The sequence below is a fragment of the Pandoraea pnomenusa genome (assembly GCF_000767615.3).
In the GTDB taxonomy this organism is placed as follows: domain Bacteria; phylum Pseudomonadota; class Gammaproteobacteria; order Burkholderiales; family Burkholderiaceae; genus Pandoraea; species Pandoraea pnomenusa.
This window is the reverse complement of sequence record NZ_CP009553.3, coordinates 4,276,195-4,293,303: the sequence shown is the minus strand read 5'-3', so window position 1 is coordinate 4,293,303 and position 17,109 is coordinate 4,276,195. Positions and strand designations below refer to the sequence as shown.

At 59.4% G+C, this 17,109-nt stretch carries 10 protein-coding genes, 2 tRNA genes, 3 rRNA genes and 2 pseudogenes; 9 read left to right on the top strand and 8 right to left on the bottom strand.

The features are described 5' to 3' along the window. The first annotated feature begins 205 nt into the window (after positions 1-205). On the top strand, positions 206-1,003 hold the full coding sequence (locus tag LV28_RS43105) for a hypothetical protein (protein ID WP_038620147.1): 798 nt from the start codon (positions 206-208) through the stop codon (positions 1,001-1,003). Positions 1,004-1,226: 223 nt separating this feature from the next. Continuing rightward, positions 1,227-1,682 carry a hypothetical protein gene (locus tag LV28_RS43100; protein WP_023597356.1) on the top strand — a complete coding sequence of 152 codons (456 nt, stop codon included), beginning with the start codon at positions 1,227-1,229 and terminating at the stop codon, positions 1,680-1,682. Between the two features lie 133 nt (positions 1,683-1,815). Here LV28_RS43100 and LV28_RS43095 read toward each other — a convergent pair whose 3' ends face one another. From LV28_RS43095 to LV28_RS43080, 4 genes are read right to left on the bottom strand one after another with little or no spacing between them, the layout of a single operon-like run. Next, the gene (locus LV28_RS43095; protein WP_023597355.1) at positions 1,816-2,097 is read right to left on the bottom strand and encodes a XapX domain-containing protein; all 282 of its coding nucleotides are present in this window, start codon (positions 2,095-2,097) and stop codon (positions 1,816-1,818) included. Further along, on the bottom strand, positions 2,097-2,546 hold the full coding sequence (locus LV28_RS43090) for a DoxX family protein (RefSeq protein ID WP_023597354.1): 450 nt from the start codon (positions 2,544-2,546) through the stop codon (positions 2,097-2,099). The genes LV28_RS43095 and LV28_RS43090 overlap by 1 nt, the downstream gene beginning before the upstream one ends. A 27-nt stretch (positions 2,547-2,573) precedes the next feature. Next, the gene (locus tag LV28_RS43085; RefSeq protein ID WP_023873255.1) at positions 2,574-4,433 is read right to left on the bottom strand and encodes an amidohydrolase; all 1,860 of its coding nucleotides are present in this window, start codon (positions 4,431-4,433) and stop codon (positions 2,574-2,576) included. Positions 4,434-4,446: 13 nt separating this feature from the next. Beyond that, positions 4,447-5,133: a hydrolase gene (locus LV28_RS43080; protein WP_023597352.1), complete on the bottom strand. Its 687-nt coding sequence runs from the start codon at positions 5,131-5,133 to the stop codon at positions 4,447-4,449. A gap of 246 nt (positions 5,134-5,379) precedes the next feature. On the opposite strand from LV28_RS43080, the gene LV28_RS43075 reads away from it, so the two are divergent. The 7 genes and pseudogenes from LV28_RS43075 to LV28_RS43045 form a co-directional block, all read left to right on the top strand. Further along, positions 5,380-6,060 carry a response regulator transcription factor gene (locus tag LV28_RS43075; protein WP_048806537.1) on the top strand — a complete coding sequence of 227 codons (681 nt, stop codon included), beginning with the start codon at positions 5,380-5,382 and terminating at the stop codon, positions 6,058-6,060. A 715-nt stretch (positions 6,061-6,775) separates the two neighbouring features. Then, positions 6,776-8,308: ribosomal RNA gene (locus LV28_RS43070) — 16S ribosomal RNA — on the top strand. A gap of 64 nt (positions 8,309-8,372) precedes the next feature. Beyond that, positions 8,373-8,449 (top strand) — tRNA-Ile (locus LV28_RS43065). A gap of 48 nt (positions 8,450-8,497) precedes the next feature. Beyond that, a tRNA-Ala gene (locus LV28_RS43060) sits at positions 8,498-8,573 on the top strand. 288 nt (positions 8,574-8,861) lie between these two features. Then, positions 8,862-11,739: ribosomal RNA gene (locus tag LV28_RS43055) — 23S ribosomal RNA — on the top strand. A 128-nt stretch (positions 11,740-11,867) separates the two neighbouring features. Continuing rightward, positions 11,868-11,980: ribosomal RNA gene (rrf, locus tag LV28_RS43050) — 5S ribosomal RNA — on the top strand. The 16S, 23S and 5S rRNA genes sit together here with 2 tRNA genes alongside, the layout of an rRNA operon. Positions 11,981-12,377: 397 nt before the next feature. Continuing rightward, a pseudogene (locus tag LV28_RS43045) lies at positions 12,378-12,488 on the top strand (transposase); the annotation flags it as partial. A 22-nt stretch (positions 12,489-12,510) separates the two neighbouring features. Here the strand turns inward: LV28_RS43045 and LV28_RS43040 are convergent. From LV28_RS43040 to LV28_RS43025, 4 genes and pseudogenes are all read right to left on the bottom strand, one after another. After that, complete coding sequence (locus tag LV28_RS43040; protein WP_023597416.1) at positions 12,511-13,374, bottom strand: IS3 family transposase; 864 nt, start codon at positions 13,372-13,374, stop codon at positions 12,511-12,513. Next, on the bottom strand, positions 13,371-13,697 hold the full coding sequence (locus LV28_RS49610; RefSeq protein WP_023597417.1) for an IS3 family transposase: 327 nt from the start codon (positions 13,695-13,697) through the stop codon (positions 13,371-13,373). The genes LV28_RS43040 and LV28_RS49610 overlap by 4 nt, the downstream gene beginning before the upstream one ends. A gap of 65 nt (positions 13,698-13,762) precedes the next feature. Beyond that, positions 13,763-14,431: pseudogene (gene istA / locus LV28_RS43030) on the bottom strand (IS21 family transposase); the annotation flags it as partial. Positions 14,432-14,954: 523 nt separating this feature from the next. Then, on the bottom strand, positions 14,955-17,015 hold the full coding sequence (locus LV28_RS43025) for an OPT family oligopeptide transporter (protein ID WP_023873257.1): 2,061 nt from the start codon (positions 17,013-17,015) through the stop codon (positions 14,955-14,957). Positions 17,016-17,109 lie beyond the last annotated feature (94 nt).

The window sequence follows — 17,109 nt, the reverse complement described above, 5'->3', positions numbered from 1 at the left end:
ACTGTCTGTTCCGTGAACCGCGAGGCCCGAGATGACGATACGAATTCGCTTCCCCGGGGAGCTGGGGGCATGGCGTTTGGGAGCCGGAGGTACGTCCGCGGGGCTCCCTGCAATCATGCAACGCGTAGCGGGTCGGGCGGCCTCGCTCGTTGTTCCGCGTCGAGGCCGCCGATCCGGAGATTCGCGTGCAACCGAACCCTTCGACATGAGGCTTTGGCACGGCGTCTTCGGCAGTGTCGCCATATCCGAGGTGGTGTTCAGGCATGTCAGAGCCGAATCGCTCACGTCCTGCGCTGCGCTGGTTCGTGAGCTGGCACGGATTCATTGCGATAGACCGGCCGAATTCAAGGCGGTGCTGGCGCACCGGGTGCGTGAAGATCGTATCCGGCAGCTTGGTGCTCATGTCGGTGGACTGGACGATGCGCTAGCGATGGCGGTGTTGGACGTGTTTCAGCAAGTTGGGCTCGACGATTGCGATTGCGTCGTGATTCGCGGCCTGAAGTGGGAGGAATGTCAGGACGACGCGTCGAGTGCCGCCTTGCTCAATGACAGGGTCTTTCAGTTTCTTCGGTCTGATATCGCGGGGGCCAGGCTTACCGGTCTGGGAATGGCATTCCATCTACGTTTCGACCATCCCGCGTCTGTGCCAGTGGATCTCCTGACGCCGTTGGCAGCGCTCAAAACGCTTGAATTGACGTGCAGTGCATCCGGTACCCGTTGCCTGAAGCTTGACGGAACACCGCACCGGCTAGAGGAGGTGAGGCTGGAATTCGGCGAGCCGGGGATGTCGTTGCGACATCTTGTCACCTTGAGCGGCCTCTACATGGGGGCTCGGACGCTTGCGTTGGGCCGATGCCTTTCACAGGATATCAAGGGCATTCACATCAAGGCGATTGCCGAGGCGGCCCCGGGCTCGGTCGTCGTCGCGTCGAGGGCAAAGCGGGATGTGCGCGCTGCCGCAAGAAAGATAGGGTTGAGCATACGCTTTGACGAATTGTCGTGAACGCGTCGGCTTAAGCAGGTTGTTGCCGCGCCGTCTTCGTGCAAGGCGGCGGGGCGATGTGGCATCGGAAGGGCAATTTCGGGCCGATGGCGGTGATGCCGGTTCGGGATGACAGGTGGCTGTCGATCGACGTATTGCCGGAATGACAAGCCCGCCGATGCGTTGGCAAAGCACGGGGACGCCGGGATGGCAGGATGCGATCTCCCATCACCTGAGGAGATTGATGATGCAGCCACTCACGCCAACCATGACCCGCACCGTATCCGCGCCGCCCGACGTATCGGTGTGCCACGCGCAGTCGCCGGCCGATCGCGGGCCTGCCGACGACTTCGCCTTCTTCAGAGAGCCATTGCGGCGCGATCGGGTCCTGCGCGATCAGTGGAGCGCGGCCGCCGGCAATGGCGCGCCCTCCGGAATGTGGTCGCGCTTCGTCCACGACGTGGGCGAGCGCTTTTTCAAAGGCAGCCGTAAGCAGCGCGTAATGGACGCGTTGGTGCTTTCGCTCGATCTGTTGCCGGAGCGCCGGCGCGCGGACGCGCTCGGTTGCCTGCTCGCCGACGGCGTCGAAGGTCGCGCCGCCGTCGAGGAGTTCTGGCCGTACGTGGGCATGGACCGCATCCCGGAGGTCGACAAGGGGCGTGTTTGCCGCCTGCTGCGGGAGTATGAGATCGGGCGTTGATCCGGTGTCGATGGGGCATTGACCGACCACCAATCGGCCATTCAGCACCCACCCGGCGGTCGCCCGGCGGTCTCCCATTGCCCTTTTACACCGAAACGTTCGGCCCTCGGTAACTTCCGGAGACGCCGCAGCCTCAAGCCTGCGGCGTCTCCGATTTGCCGTCTTGTGTCGGCGTCTTCGCCACGGGGGCCGGCAGGCCGGTGATCTTCGGCACGCATTCGCGATGGAACCACACGAGATTGACAGGCTCGCCCGCGAGCAAACGCTTCACCGGCGGCACCACCTGCTCGCCGATGAGCATGCCGAGCAGGCCAATCAGCGCGACGGCGGGCGGCGCCGGCGAGCGTACACCGAGGCCACCGTAAATGACGCCGACGAGAATACCGACGGCGAGCGAAACGAGATAGAGCTTCATCAGGATCTCCGCGAAGCGTGGATGCCGAGGTCGTACCAGGCCACGGCAATGAAGCCGCCGACCAATCCGAGATGCTCGAAGAATCCGTTGGCAATCATCTGGCGCGCCTCGGGCGGTGCATCCCAGAAACGATTGGCAAGGAATGTCGCCGCCAGCGTGAAGGCCGCCAGCGCCAACGCACCCAGCCATCGCCCCTTGCCTGTCAGGATCATCAGCGACGCACCGATCTCGAGCACGATGACCGCGACCGCCATCGGCGCGGCAGGCGACAGGCCGAAGTGCTGCATCTCGGCGATGGCGCCGCGAAAATCCAGCGCCTTGTCGATGCCGCCCTGTAGATAGGCGCTGCACAGCAGCAACAGCGCCAGCCAGCTGACCCAGCCCGGCAGCGAGAGAGCGCCGCGCGCCACGGGCGGCGAAGGATCGGAAGACGGTTGCAATGTGGCCATGACACACCTCGGATGACGTCGGTGGAATCAGAAGGCCCAGCAGGAGCAGCCGAGGGCGCCCCAGAAGCCGCTCTCGTCCGACGCCGGTACGTTGGCACCCCAGGCCTTCGCATGCGCGTGACCGTGCACGCCGCAGGAACTCGCGCAGCCACAGCGCACGCTGACATTGAGCGCTTGCGGCCCGCGCGGCTGATAGCCCACGCCGTGCCGCGCCGGCGACCAGTCCGGCATCGCCGGGGGGAGTGCAGGCGCATGACGGCTGAAGTCGCCATCGCCGTATACGACCTTGCCACCCAGTATCGTGAGCACCGACGTGATGTCCTGGATATCGTCTTCGGGAACGCTGAAGTAGTCGGCCGAGAGCACGGCGAGATCGGCCAGTTGCCCGATCTTGATCTGCCCCTTCTTGCCCACTTCCGACGAGAACCACGTGTTGGCCTCGGTCCAGAGGCGCAGTGCCTCGTCGCGATCGAGCAGGTTGTGCGGCGCGTACATGCGCAATCCCCCGACCGTCTTGCCCGTGACCAGCCAGTAGAGCGATACCCATGGGTTGTACGAGGCGACGCGCGTGGCATCCGTGCCCGCGCCTACCTTCACGCCCCGCTCGAGCATGCGGCGGATCGGCGGCGTTGCCTCGGCCGCCCGTGCGCCGTAACGCTCCACGAAGTATTCGCCCTGGTATGCCATGCGATGCTGCACGGCGATCCCGCCGCCAAGTGCCGCGATCCGGTCGATGTTGCGATCGCTGATCGTCTCGGCGTGATCGAAGAACCAGTGCAGGCCGTCGAATGGCACGTCTTTCGCAACCTTCTCGTAGACGTCCAGCGCGCGAGAGATGGTCTGGTCGTAGGTCGCATGCAGGCGCCATGGCCAGCGATTCTCCGCGAGCAGGCGTACCACCGGCTCCAGATCGTCCTCCATCGACGGCGGCATTTCGGGACGCTCCACGCGGAAATCCTCGAAGTCGGCCGCGGTATACACCAGCATCTCGCCCGCACCGTTGTGACGGTACAGGTCGTCCCCCTGGCCCGGGCTCACCTGCTTCACCCAACTGCTGAAGTCGGCGAGCTCCGCCTTGGGCTTCTGTGTGAAAAGGTTGTACGCGAGACGCACCGTCAACTGATCTTCCCGGTGAAGGGCCTCGATGATCTCGTAATCCTCGGGGTAGTTCTGGAATCCGCCGCCCGCATCGATGACGCCGGTCACGCCAAGCCGGTTGACTTCGCGCATGAAGTGGCGCGTGGAGTTCTTCTGATACTCCGGCGGCAGCTTCGGACCCTTCGCTAGCGTGGCGTACAGGATGGTCGCATTGGGCTTGGCAAGCAGCAGCCCGGTCGGGTTGCCCGACGCATCCCGCACGATCTCCCCGCCCGGCGGGTTGGGAGTGTCCTTGGTATAGCCCACCGTGCGCAGCGCCGCGCCGTTGAGGATCGCGCGGTCGTACAGGTGGAGGATGAACACCGGCGTGTCCGGCGCGACGGCGTTCAGTTCGTCGATGGTCGGCAGCCGCTTCTCGACGAACTGATGTTCGGTAAAGCCGCCCACCACCCGGACCCATTGCGGCGCCGGCGTCCGGTCGACCTGATCCTTCAACATGCGCATGGCGTCGGCCAGCGAGCGTACGCCGTCCCAGCGCAACTCCATGTTGTAGTTGAGGCCACCGCGAATGATGTGCATGTGGCTGTCGATCAGGCCGGGGATGACGCGGCGGCCCTGCAGGTCAATGATCGGCGTATCGGCGCTGGCCAGTCGCATCACGTCTTCGCGCGTGCCGACCGCGGTGAACGTGCCGCCGGCAATGGCGACGGCGTCGGCCTGCGGATTGGCACGGTCGAGCGTGGAGAACTTGCCGTTGACCAGAATGAGATCGGGCGTGGGGGCGGGCATGGCTGGACTCCTGTCAGCGAGCGGGAACCGCGGCGATGGCTTCGTGCGGCGTTTCGGTGCGCTGCGGCGCCTTGTGCACCATCGTATAGGCATAGTCCACGCCCATGCCATACGCGCCGGAGTGCTCCTTCACGAGCTTCATCACGGCATCGTACGTGTCGCGATGCGCCCAGTCGCGCTGCCACTCAAGCAGGACCTGCTGCCACGTCACAGGCACCACGCCGGCCTGGACCATGCGCTGCATGGCGTAGTCGTGGGCTTCACGCGAGGTGCCGCCCGAGGCGTCGGCCACCATGTAGATCTCGTAGCCCCCCTCGAGCATCGCGCACAGCGCGAAGGTCGTGTTGCACACTTCGGTCCACAGGCCCGAGACCACCACCTTCTTGCGACCATTGGCGGCGAGCGCGTCGCGCACTTTCTGGTCGTCCCACGAGTTCATCGAGGTGCGCTCGAGCAGCTTCTGGTTCGGGAAGACGTCGAGCAGTTCGGGATACGTGAAACCCGAAAACGATTCGGTTTCCACCGTGGTGATCGTCGTCGGAATATTAAAGATGCGGGCAGCCTTGGCCAGCCCGACGGTGTTGTTCTTGAGCGCCTGGCGATCCATCGACTGAACACCGAATGCCATCTGCGGTTGATGGTCGATGAAGATGAGCTGGCAGTTCTGGGGGGTAAGGACTTCGAGCTTGGGATTCGACATGGAAGACTCCGGAGGGAAGGCTGGAATGGGTCGTAACGGCACCGCACACGACCATCCGAGAGCGTATGCCGCCGATGTGACAGCTTCCATCGTCTCTTCGTATTAGCACGACCGGCGCCTTTGCCGACGGGGCTTCACGGCCGGTTATCCACCGAAATCGGCAGCACGTTCGTGCTTTTTGATTCGTTTAAGAAGCACGTGACTAACGTATACTCAGCAGCATTCCCCTTGACTCTGCCGCCCTGCATGAACCGGCTTTCGGACTGCGATTCCCCGAGCGTCTATGTCGTTGATAGCGACCGGACGCGCAACGATACGCTTTGCGCGCAACTCGCGTCGGCGGGCCTGGCGATACTGGGCTTCGAGAGCGCCGCTGCGTTTCTCGCGCACGCGCGGGCCACAGGTCCGGCGTGTCTTGTGTTGTCGGCCGATCTCGATGTGCCTGGCGGCGGGTTGGCGTTCCAGCACGAGCTTGCGGCATTGCGCGATCCGATTCCGGTGGTGCTCGTCGCCAGTCATGCGGACGTGACAATGAGTGTGTCGGGCATGAAGGCCGGGGCGGTCGACTTTCTTACGCCGCCGCTGACCGAGGGCGGATTGCTCGACGCGGTCGGGGCGGGCCTGGCTCGAGACCGTCAGCGACTGGCGATCGAGAAGGTCAGTGGTGATGTTGCCGAGCGCGCGCAGCGACTCTCGCAACGGGAGCGCGAGGTGATGGCGCTCGTGGCAGCCGGGCGGATGAACAAGCACATCGCCGACGAGCTAGGGATCAGCGAAGTCACAGTGAAGATTCACCGCGGCAATGCGATGCGCAAGATGGAAGCGCGCTCGTTCGCCGATCTCGTCATCATGGCCCACAAACTTGGCATGACGTCCCCTGCGTTGTATCACGGAGGAATCGGACGGCATCGTCGCGAGCCAGCCTGAGGCGTTGCCGTCGCCGCCCAGGATTCGGCGGGGGTGGGGAGGGCCTCTGGTGCGTGAAGTGACGAGAGCGGCGCTGAACGTCGCGTTGCGTTATGCCAATTGCGATGTCTCCCCTCTTCGGCTTCTCTCTCTATATATATATGAGGCCGCAGGCGCTCACGGCGTCCCGTTGCCGACTTCTGAAGGACGAGGAGGGGCCGAGGCGAAGAGAAACGCACCCGCTCCGTAAAAATAGTTTCACAAAGGGCTTGCGCGGTTGGGCGAACGTGACTAATATCTCGTCTCTCGCAACGACGGCGACGCAGCGAAAGCGGCGAAGCGGTTGGGGCGACGGGCTGGAAAGCCCGGTGGTTAGTGGTTTTCGAGCAGGCGAGTCGCTACGGCGGCGAGCGAAGAAAGCGAAAAAAACTGTTGACGACGACGAGAAGCTGCGACATAATCTCACTTCTCTGCTGCTGATGCAGCGACGCAGAAAACGAAGCGACGGCGCGGTAAGTTGGCGACGAAGCGAAGTGCGATGCGATTGATCTTTAAAAATTGAACAACCGATAAGTGTGGGCACTCGATGAATGGTGCGTCTGCTTCGGCAGATTAGCTTTAAATTTATTGAGGCTCACATAGTAATAGGTAAGTTAAGTAATTAACTTGTCAGCATACTTTGAGAGCGACCGGTTCTAGCGATTTATCGCGAAAAACCGAAAACAGTAACAGGTTTAAACTGAAGAGTTTGATCCTGGCTCAGATTGAACGCTGGCGGCATGCCTTACACATGCAAGTCGAACGGCAGCACGGGTGCTTGCACCTGGTGGCGAGTGGCGAACGGGTGAGTAATACATCGGAACGTACCTTGTAGTGGGGGATAGCTCGGCGAAAGCCGGATTAATACCGCATACGCTCTGAGGAGGAAAGCGGGGGACCTTCGGGCCTCGCGCTACAAGAGCGGCCGATGTCAGATTAGCTAGTTGGTGGGGTAAAAGCTCACCAAGGCGACGATCTGTAGCTGGTCTGAGAGGACGACCAGCCACACTGGGACTGAGACACGGCCCAGACTCCTACGGGAGGCAGCAGTGGGGAATTTTGGACAATGGGCGAAAGCCTGATCCAGCAATGCCGCGTGTGTGAAGAAGGCCTTCGGGTTGTAAAGCACTTTTGTCCGGAAAGAAATCCTCTGGGTTAATACCTCGGGGGGATGACGGTACCGGAAGAATAAGCACCGGCTAACTACGTGCCAGCAGCCGCGGTAATACGTAGGGTGCAAGCGTTAATCGGAATTACTGGGCGTAAAGCGTGCGCAGGCGGTTTTGTAAGACGGATGTGAAATCCCCGGGCTTAACCTGGGAACTGCATTCGTGACTGCAAGGCTAGAGTATGGCAGAGGGGGGTAGAATTCCACGTGTAGCAGTGAAATGCGTAGAGATGTGGAGGAATACCGATGGCGAAGGCAGCCCCCTGGGCCAATACTGACGCTCATGCACGAAAGCGTGGGGAGCAAACAGGATTAGATACCCTGGTAGTCCACGCCCTAAACGATGTCAACTAGTTGTTGGGGATTCATTTCCTTAGTAACGTAGCTAACGCGTGAAGTTGACCGCCTGGGGAGTACGGTCGCAAGATTAAAACTCAAAGGAATTGACGGGGACCCGCACAAGCGGTGGATGATGTGGATTAATTCGATGCAACGCGAAAAACCTTACCTACCCTTGACATGTACGGAATCCTGCTGAGAGGTGGGAGTGCTCGAAAGAGAACCGTAACACAGGTGCTGCATGGCTGTCGTCAGCTCGTGTCGTGAGATGTTGGGTTAAGTCCCGCAACGAGCGCAACCCTTGTCCTTAGTTGCTACGCAAGAGCACTCTAAGGAGACTGCCGGTGACAAACCGGAGGAAGGTGGGGATGACGTCAAGTCCTCATGGCCCTTATGGGTAGGGCTTCACACGTCATACAATGGTCGGTACAGAGGGCTGCCAAACCGCGAGGTGGAGCTAACCCCAGAAAACCGATCGTAGTCCGGATCGCAGTCTGCAACTCGACTGCGTGAAGCTGGAATCGCTAGTAATCGCGGATCAGCATGTCGCGGTGAATACGTTCCCGGGTCTTGTACACACCGCCCGTCACACCATGGGAGTGGGTTTTGCCAGAAGTAGGTAGCCTAACCGTAAGGAGGGCGCTTACCACGGCAGGATTCATGACTGGGGTGAAGTCGTAACAAGGTAGCCGTAGGGGAACCTGCGGCTGGATCACCTCCTTTCTAGAGCATGCACTGGAAGTTGAGTGTTCACGCTTATCGGTTGTTGACTGCGTAGATCTAAGTCGGGTCTGTAGCTCAGGTGGTTAGAGCACCGTCTTGATAAGGCGGGGGTCGAAGGTTCAAGTCCTTCCAGACCCACCAAGCTTAACCACCGCCTGACCAAGTCGGCTGGTAAATGAGGCTTGATAGGGGGGCATAGCTCAGCTGGGAGAGCACCTGCTTTGCAAGCAGGGGGTCGTCGGTTCGATCCCGTCTGCCTCCACCAAAACCTTAGATCACATCGATGTCAGTCAAAAGTGTTTTACGTCTGCAGTAACTCTGTAGTAAATCCACGTGAACGTTTTTGAATGACAGCAATGTCATGCAGTATTTGTTCTTTAACAATTTGGAAGAAGAAGTAGTACAACGGAAGCGCGTTAGAGATGGCGCGTGGAAATTGTACGGGTTGTGATTGTATCAACCAGTATTTAAGTGATCGAAAGATGACTTGGAATACGGCACAACGCGAAAACTCAACCTATGAAGGATGTGTCGAGAGACGCACTCGTTATAGGGTCAAGCGAATAAGTGCATGTGGTGGATGCCTTGGCGATTACAGGCGATGAAGGACGCGATAGCCTGCGAAAAGTTGTGGGGAGCTGGCAAATAAGCATTGATCCACAAATGTCCGAATGGGGAAACCCGGCCTTTTAGGTCATCCTGGACTGAATACATAGGTCCAGTGAAGCGAACGCGGCGAACTGAAACATCTAAGTAGCTGCAGGAAAAGAAATCAACCGAGATTCCCAAAGTAGTGGCGAGCGAAATGGGACCAGCCTTCAAGATTTAGCACCGGTGTTATCAAAACGGAATGGAAAGTCCGGCCATAGTGGGTGATAGCCCCGTATGAGAAAACCCTGGTGTGGAACTAAGCTTGAGAAAAGTAGGGCGGGACACGTGAAATCCTGTCTGAAGATGGGGGGACCATCCTCCAAGGCTAAATACTCGTAATCGACCGATAGTGAACCAGTACCGTGAGGGAAAGGCGAAAAGAACCCCGGGAGGGGAGTGAAATAGATCCTGAAACCGCATGCATACAAACAGTCGGAGCCTCGAAAGGGGTGACGGCGTACCTTTTGTATAATGGGTCAGCGACTTACATTCAGTGGCGAGCTTAACCGAATAGGGAAGGCGTAGCGAAAGCGAGTCCGAATAGGGCGTTCAGTCGCTGGGTGTAGACCCGAAACCAAGTGATCTATCCATGGCCAGGTTGAAGGTGCGGTAACACGTACTGGAGGACCGAACCCACTAACGTTGAAAAGTTAGGGGATGAGCTGTGGATAGGGGTGAAAGGCTAAACAAACTTGGAAATAGCTGGTTCTCTCCGAAAACTATTTAGGTAGTGCCTCGTGTATCACCTTCGGGGGTAGAGCACTGTCATGGTTGAGGGGTCCATTGCGGATTACCTCGCCATAGCAAACTCCGAATACCGAAGAGTGCAATCACGGGAGACAGACATCGGGTGCTAACGTCCGGTGTCAAGAGGGAAACAACCCAGACCGCCAGCTAAGGTCCCTAAATATTGCTAAGTGGGAAACGAAGTGGGAAGGCTAAAACAGTCAGGAGGTTGGCTTAGAAGCAGCCACCCTTTAAAGAAAGCGTAATAGCTCACTGATCGAGTCGTCCTGCGCGGAAGATGTAACGGGGCTAAGCAATATACCGAAGCTGCGGATGCGAGCTTGCTCGCATGGTAGGAGAGCGTTCTGTAAGCCTGTGAAGGTGACTTGTAAAGGTTGCTGGAGGTATCAGAAGTGCGAATGCTGACATGAGTAGCGATAAAGGGGGTGAAAGGCCCCCTCGCCGTAAGCCCAAGGTTTCCTACGCAACGTTCATCGGCGTAGGGTGAGTCGGCCCCTAAGGCGAGGCAGAGATGCGTAGCTGATGGGAAGCAGGTTAATATTCCTGCACCGTCGTATGATGCGATGGGGGGACGGATCGCGGAAGGTTGTCCGGGTGTTGGAAGTCCCGGTCCCTGCAGTGGAGAAGGCGCTTAGGCAAATCCGGGCGCGTAATTCAAGGCTGTGGGGCGAGCGAACTTGTTCGCGAAGCAATTGGAAGTGGTTCCAAGAAAAGCCTCTAAGCTTCAGTCATACGAGACCGTACCGCAAACCGACACAGGTGGGCGAGATGAGTATTCTAAGGCGCTTGAGAGAACTCGGGAGAAGGAACTCGGCAAATTGGTACCGTAACTTCGGGATAAGGTACGCCCTTGTAGCTTGACTGGCCTGCGCCAGGAGGGTGAAGGGGTTGCAATAAACTGGTGGCTGCGACTGTTTAATAAAAACACAGCACTCTGCAAACACGAAAGTGGACGTATAGGGTGTGACGCCTGCCCGGTGCCGGAAGATTAAATGATGGGGTGCAAGCTCTTGATTGAAGTCCCGGTAAACGGCGGCCGTAACTATAACGGTCCTAAGGTAGCGAAATTCCTTGTCGGGTAAGTTCCGACCTGCACGAATGGCGTAACGATGGCCACACTGTCTCCTCCCGAGACTCAGCGAAGTTGAAGTGTTTGTGATGATGCAATCTACCCGCGGCTAGACGGAAAGACCCCATGAACCTTTACTGTAGCTTTGCATTGGACTTTGAACCGGTCTGTGTAGGATAGGTGGGAGGCTTTGAAGCAGGAACGCTAGTTTCTGTGGAGCCGTCCTTGAAATACCACCCTGGCTTGTTTGAGGTTCTAACCTAGGTCCGTAATCCGGATCGGGGACAGTGCATGGTAGGCAGTTTGACTGGGGCGGTCTCCTCCCAAAGTGTAACGGAGGAGTACGAAGGTACGCTAGGTACGGTCGGAAATCGTGCTGATAGTGCAATGGCAAAAGCGTGCTTAACTGCGAGACTGACAAGTCGAGCAGGTGCGAAAGCAGGTCATAGTGATCCGGTGGTTCTGTATGGAAGGGCCATCGCTCAACGGATAAAAGGTACTCTGGGGATAACAGGCTGATACCGCCCAAGAGTTCATATCGACGGCGGTGTTTGGCACCTCGATGTCGGCTCATCTCATCCTGGGGCTGTAGCCGGTCCCAAGGGTATGGCTGTTCGCCATTTAAAGAGGTACGTGAGCTGGGTTTAAAACGTCGTGAGACAGTTTGGTCCCTATCTGCCGTGGGCGTTGGAAGTTTGAAGGGGGCTGCTCCTAGTACGAGAGGACCGGAGTGGACGAACCTCTGGTGTACCGGTTGTCACGCCAGTGGCATCGCCGGGTAGCTATGTTCGGAAGAGATAACCGCTGAAAGCATCTAAGCGGGAAACTCGCCTTAAGATGAGACTTCCCTGGGAACTCGATTCCCCTTAAGGGTCGTTCAAGACCAGGACGTTGATAGGTCAGGTGTGGAAGCGCAGTAATGCGTTAAGCTAACTGATACTAATTGCCCGTGAGGCTTGATCCTATAACCAGTGTGTTTTTCCTGGTGTGAGTATCGCTGTGCCGATACACTCGCAACCCAACATTGTTGTACTACGCTTCTTCCGAATTGGTTTTGTTGCACACACCGTGCAGCAGAACATACAAGTTATGCCTGATGACCATAGCGAGTTGGAACCACCCCTTCCCATCCCGAACAGGACCGTGAAACGACTCCACGCCGATGATAGTGCGGATACCCGTGTGAAAGTAGGTAATCGTCAGGCTCCCCTTAAAAACCCCTTGCTACACAGTAGCAAGGGGTTTTTGCTTTACATCCGCGATTTGTGCCCCGAATGCCTGCGGCGAAGTCGAGCTTGAGCGAGTTCGCAGGCGGGATCGGGAGACGGGCGCGACTTTCGGCATGGACGTGTCGGATGTCTTCTCCGATAGGGAAAGCGACCGCTGGAACCCCTTGATCTGCTCGAGCGGTAACGCCTTGGAAGGCGCAACGGCCTCAGTCCCGAATCGGCCACTGCGATGGATCGATTTGCTTCGGGATTTCCAATTCAGTCGAAGACGAGTCGGCCCGGGTTCGCATGGAGACGGGTTTGACCTGTCCTGAAAATTTCGTACCAATCAGATCTAGGGATAATGGCTCCTCAGCTCAGATGAGGAGTTGGCATGAAAAAGAACCGGTACAGCGACGAACAGATTGTGCGGATACTGCGTGAAGCGGATCGGGACACGGTGCCTGAGGTGGCCAAGCGCCACGGCGTGAGCGAAGTGACCCTGCCTCGTTTCCACGTACAGTAGATCATGCTGCGATCAACGCGGCCTCGTAGTCGACAGGGGTAAGAAATCCTATCGAGGTGTGCAAACGCTCTCGATTGTAATAGCCCTCGATCCAGTCGACGATATCCAAACGAGCCTGCGCTCGAGTTTCGTAGTGGACCTCATAGATTCTCTCGACTTTCAGGGTCTTAAAGAAGCTTTCCATAGGGGCGTTGTCCCACGCATTGGCACGACGGCTCATGGAGATCGTTGCCTTGAATCCGGCAGCCAGCTTTTGGTACGCCCGGCTTGCATACTGGGCCCCTCTGTCGGAATGTAACAGCAGTCCTGGCGCCGGTTTGCGTTGCCAGCACGCGCTGCGCAGTGCCTGGCAAACAAGCTCGGCGTCGATGCGTTCGGACATTGACCAGCCCACTACGCGTCGGCTCGCCAGATCGAGTATCGCTGCGAGATACAGCCAGCCTTCGCCGGTCCTGACAAACGTGATGTCGCTAACCCAGGCACGATCAGGCTGCCATCCGTTGAAACGACGATCGAGCAGGTTCGGCGCTACGGGCAGGCTGTGCGCCGAGTCCGTCGTGACCCGATAGGCACGCCTGTAGACCGGGCGCAAGTCCTGACGTCGCAAGCTACGTCGCACACGCTCCTCGCTCGCCGTGCGACCCTGGGCTCGCAATTGACGCACGATGCGGGAGCGGCCATAGGTGCCACGATGCTTGCGGTGGATCGCCGCGACTTCCACATCCAGGGCCGCGTTCGCTTGCGCCCTCGCGCTGGGTGGGCGAACGCGCCACTGGCAATATCCGCTGCGTGAAACGCCCAGAATCTGGCATAGACGGGTGATACTGTACTGGTCGCGGTGATCGTCGATCCAGGCGTACTTCACCGCGACCCCTTCGCGAAGTACGCCGTCGCTTTTGAGAGAATTTCAATATCCAGTTTTGCGCTGGCGAGTTCCTTGCGCAGCCGGCTGTTCTCTGCCTCCAACTCGCTGATCGGGCGCGTAACACGTGCAGCGCTCACGTCACGACCACTCGTCTCGATACCGCCTTCGAAACTGCGGCTACGCCGACTCCAGTTCCCTAACGTTGCCACTGGCACCCCGAGCCTGCGCGCCGCTTCATGCTGCCCGACTGTTTCGGCAAGCCTGATGGCCTCAACCTTGAACTCGTTCGTGTATTGCCTTTTCGGCACTGACTTCTCTGACATGCAATCCTCCGTACAAACAGGAAATTAACAAAATTCCTGCTGTACGCGAAATCGAGGCATGGTCAGTACGGCCTGCATACCTTCGGCGTAAATCCATACGTTTCCGCCAGCGCCAACATCTCGCCGTTCCAGCGATGATGACCGTCGCCGTAAGCATCGCGTTCGACGATGACCGACTTGGCGTTATCGAACAGCACATGCTCGGGCGTGCCGCCGAAGTAGACGAAGGCTTCTCGCAGACACTGGCACAACGTCGTGGCATCCTCGCCGCTCGTGAAACGCACGTACGTCGCCCGGCTGTAGCCCAGCGTGGCGACCAGCGCCAGCAACGGCGACCTGCCGCGTCGGATCGTGGTGAAGTCGGCTTGCATCTGTCGGCCTGGCGGCGTCTCGAAGCGCACGACCGGTTCCGGCTCCGCGTCCCTGTATGGCGCGAGGAACACCTTGAGTTGGCTGATACCGCCGTCGTAGCCTTCTTCCCGCAACTCGCGCAGCAACACCGTTGCCGGAATCCAGTGCGGCCGCGCCGCCTCGATTCGCCCAAGCAGGTACGCTTTGAACGGGTCCAGTTTGGTTGGCCGAGGCTCTCGCCCCTTATACCGGCTAGCCTTCTGGTCGCGCAGATATCGTCGGACCGTGTTCCGCGAGACACCCATCTGCCTCGCTATCTCCCGCACCGGCGCTCCGCGCCTTGCCAATACCTTGATTTCCACTGCTTGCTCCTGAGTCAGCATCGGCGGCAAAAGCCGCCATCCTCTCCCAGGTGGGTCAGATTCACTTCGGCGGGTGGGTCAGTTTTACATCGGCGCTAACACCTAACCCCCGCCGAATTCCGTCGGGTCAGCGAATGTGGTTCAAACACCGGGGCCGTGAATCTCTAGACACCAGTGGTACGAAAATATCCGTCAGGTCAGGTTCGCAGCCAAACGACGCAAGTATCCCTTTGCGTGAACCCGTTTGCCCGGATGACCGGATAGGCGTCGATCCGGGCTTGCCGCTGCTGCCACACGTCCACACGTCCACACGTCCACACGACCACACGACCGATTAGCCCGCATGGGATGTCACGAGCCGACGCCCCCGGTTGAGGTGTACGTCCATGAGACGGCGACTCAGACCGAAACTGAAGCAGATCACGGCGCGACAAACAACATAGTCAACTTATTCGGGCGCAACCAGTCCTGCTGACCTGACCTACCTCAGGAAAACACAGGCACCCCAAAAATGCCAGCAGAAACATTTCGCGACAACGTCGGCTTAACGACCCGTAGCCAGCACGCGACGCACGATCACGATGCAGATCCCGGAGAAGACGATCAACGCCAGCCATTCCGCCGTTGGGGCGAAACCGTTGCCGACGATGGCGAGCGGGGCGTCGGAGCCGGTGAAGCCGACCACCATGGCCATCGCAACGCCGACCAGGCTTTCACCGACGATCAGGCCCGACGCCAGCAGCACGCCGCGCCGTTCCGCTGCTTCGGCGAATGGGGCGAAATCCTTCCCCTGGGCTTGCGCACGCGATCTGAGCACACGATGTGCGATCCAGCCAAGCACGGCGCCGATGACGAGTACGGAGCCTACCGTCGGCGGTAGATAGATTCCGATACCGACGGCAATGACCGGCACACGTGCGACGCCACCGCGCTTGGCCAGCGCCGCGTCGATCGCGATGAGCGCCACACCGAGCAGCGCGCCGATGCCGAGCATCGACCAGTCAAGCTGATGCGTGAAGATGCCTTTCGCGATCGCCGTCATCAGAATCGCCTGCGGGGCCGACAATGCCTGCGACGGGTCCATACCCGGACGCGGCAGTGCATCCATGAATCCATACGCGTTGTACAGCAGATTCAACACTGGCGGAATCACTGCCGCTCCGACCACGCAGCCAACGAGCAATGCCACCTGCTGACGCCACGGGGTCGCGCCAACGAGCCAACCCGTCTTCAGATCCTGCAGGTTGTCGTTCGAAATCGTGGCAATCGCGATGACGGCTGACGTCGTGAACAGCGCGAGCGCAATTCCGAGCTTGCCGCCACCACTGGCGTCAAGCAGCCCGCTGGCCTGGCTGACGCTCAGGATAAGCAGCGATACGAGCACCACCGCGACGATGCCGATGCCCGAAATCGGGCTGGCCGACGACCCCACGAGTCCCGCCATATACCCGCACGCCGCCGCCACGAGAAAACCGAACACCACGGCAAACACCACGCTGCAAATCACCAGCGTCGCAATGCCGCCGAACGACAATGGCGCGTCCGCGAGAAAGATGCCGAACGTCACGACCCAGACCGCCACGCAAAGGAGTGTCAGTCCGATCACCCAGTAAGGCGACAGATCCTGCTCAGTGCGCGCGAGTGTCACCGCCTTGCCTTGGGCGCCGCGCGACTGTCCCAGCGCCGCGAACGACGTCTTCACCCCGTCGACCATTGGTTTGGCGAGCGTGATGAGCGTCCAGATGGCGGCCACGCCGATGGTCCCGGCGCCGATGAATCGTACCTTGTGCTGCCAAAGCCCGTTGGCAAATGCGGCGATCGCCTGACCGTCCGCATTGGGCGTAATCGTCGTGAGCACTGGCACCGCAATTCCCCAGCTCAGCACGATGCCGAGCAGAATCGCCAGGCCCGACACGATACCGATGAGATACCCCGCGCCGATAAGCGCCAACGAGAATCCGGTCGTGAGACGGAAGACGGCCGCTCCCGCCGGTACCCATGCGGTGATGCTCTCGCCGAGCACCTTCAGGCCGGTCGTGGCGAATGCGAACAATGCCGAGACCACACCGCCGAACGCAATTTCGCGCACGCCGCTCGACGCCTCGCCAGGCGACTTCCCTTCAGCCGACGACACGCCGTCTCCCTCGCTGCCGACGCGAAGAATTTCCGCCGCGGCCACGCCTTCCGGATAAGGCAACTCGCTGTCGACCACCATGGCACGGCGCAAGGGAATGGTGAACAGCACGCCGAGAATGCCGCCGGACGCGCAGATCGCGAGCGTCAGACCGAAGGGAAAGCCCTGCCAGTGGCCGATCATCAGCAAGCCGGGAAGCACGAAGATGATCGACGAGAGCGTGCCGGCCGCAGACGCCTGCGTCTGCACCATGTTGTTCTCGAGGATGTTCCCCCCGCGAAGCGCCCGCAGCACGGCCATCGAAATGACGGCGGCCGGAATCGAAGAAGAGAACGTGAGCCCGACTTTCAGGCCAAGGTAGACATTGGAAGCGGTGAACACCACGGTGATCAGCGCGCCGAGAATCATGCCGCGTACCGTCAGCTCCGGAAGAGAGACGTCGTCGGGAATTCGGGTCGGATGGGATGCCATGTACGAATAGGGGGGATTTTCGCCCAATGGGAAAGTGGCGCAAATTGTATGCGCCTCCGTGGTGCATCGCCACTCCTGTTGAACACCGTAGAAC

Coding starts and splice junctions, on each gene's coding strand:
- LV28_RS43100 (WP_023597356.1), top strand. CDS start 1,227: ATGATGCAGCCACTCACGCCAACCATGACCCGCACCGTATCCGCGCCG.
- LV28_RS43080 (WP_023597352.1), bottom strand. CDS start 5,133: ATGTCGAATCCCAAGCTCGAAGTCCTTACCCCCCAGAACTGCCAGCTC.
- LV28_RS43095 (WP_023597355.1), bottom strand. CDS start 2,097: ATGAAGCTCTATCTCGTTTCGCTCGCCGTCGGTATTCTCGTCGGCGTC.
- LV28_RS43075 (WP_048806537.1), top strand. CDS start 5,380: ATGAACCGGCTTTCGGACTGCGATTCCCCGAGCGTCTATGTCGTTGAT.
- LV28_RS43105 (WP_038620147.1), top strand. CDS start 206: ATGAGGCTTTGGCACGGCGTCTTCGGCAGTGTCGCCATATCCGAGGTG.
- LV28_RS49610 (WP_023597417.1), bottom strand. CDS start 13,697: ATGTCAGAGAAGTCAGTGCCGAAAAGGCAATACACGAACGAGTTCAAG.
- LV28_RS43085 (WP_023873255.1), bottom strand. CDS start 4,433: ATGCCCGCCCCCACGCCCGATCTCATTCTGGTCAACGGCAAGTTCTCC.
- LV28_RS43090 (WP_023597354.1), bottom strand. CDS start 2,546: ATGGCCACATTGCAACCGTCTTCCGATCCTTCGCCGCCCGTGGCGCGC.
- LV28_RS43025 (WP_023873257.1), bottom strand. CDS start 17,015: ATGGCATCCCATCCGACCCGAATTCCCGACGACGTCTCTCTTCCGGAG.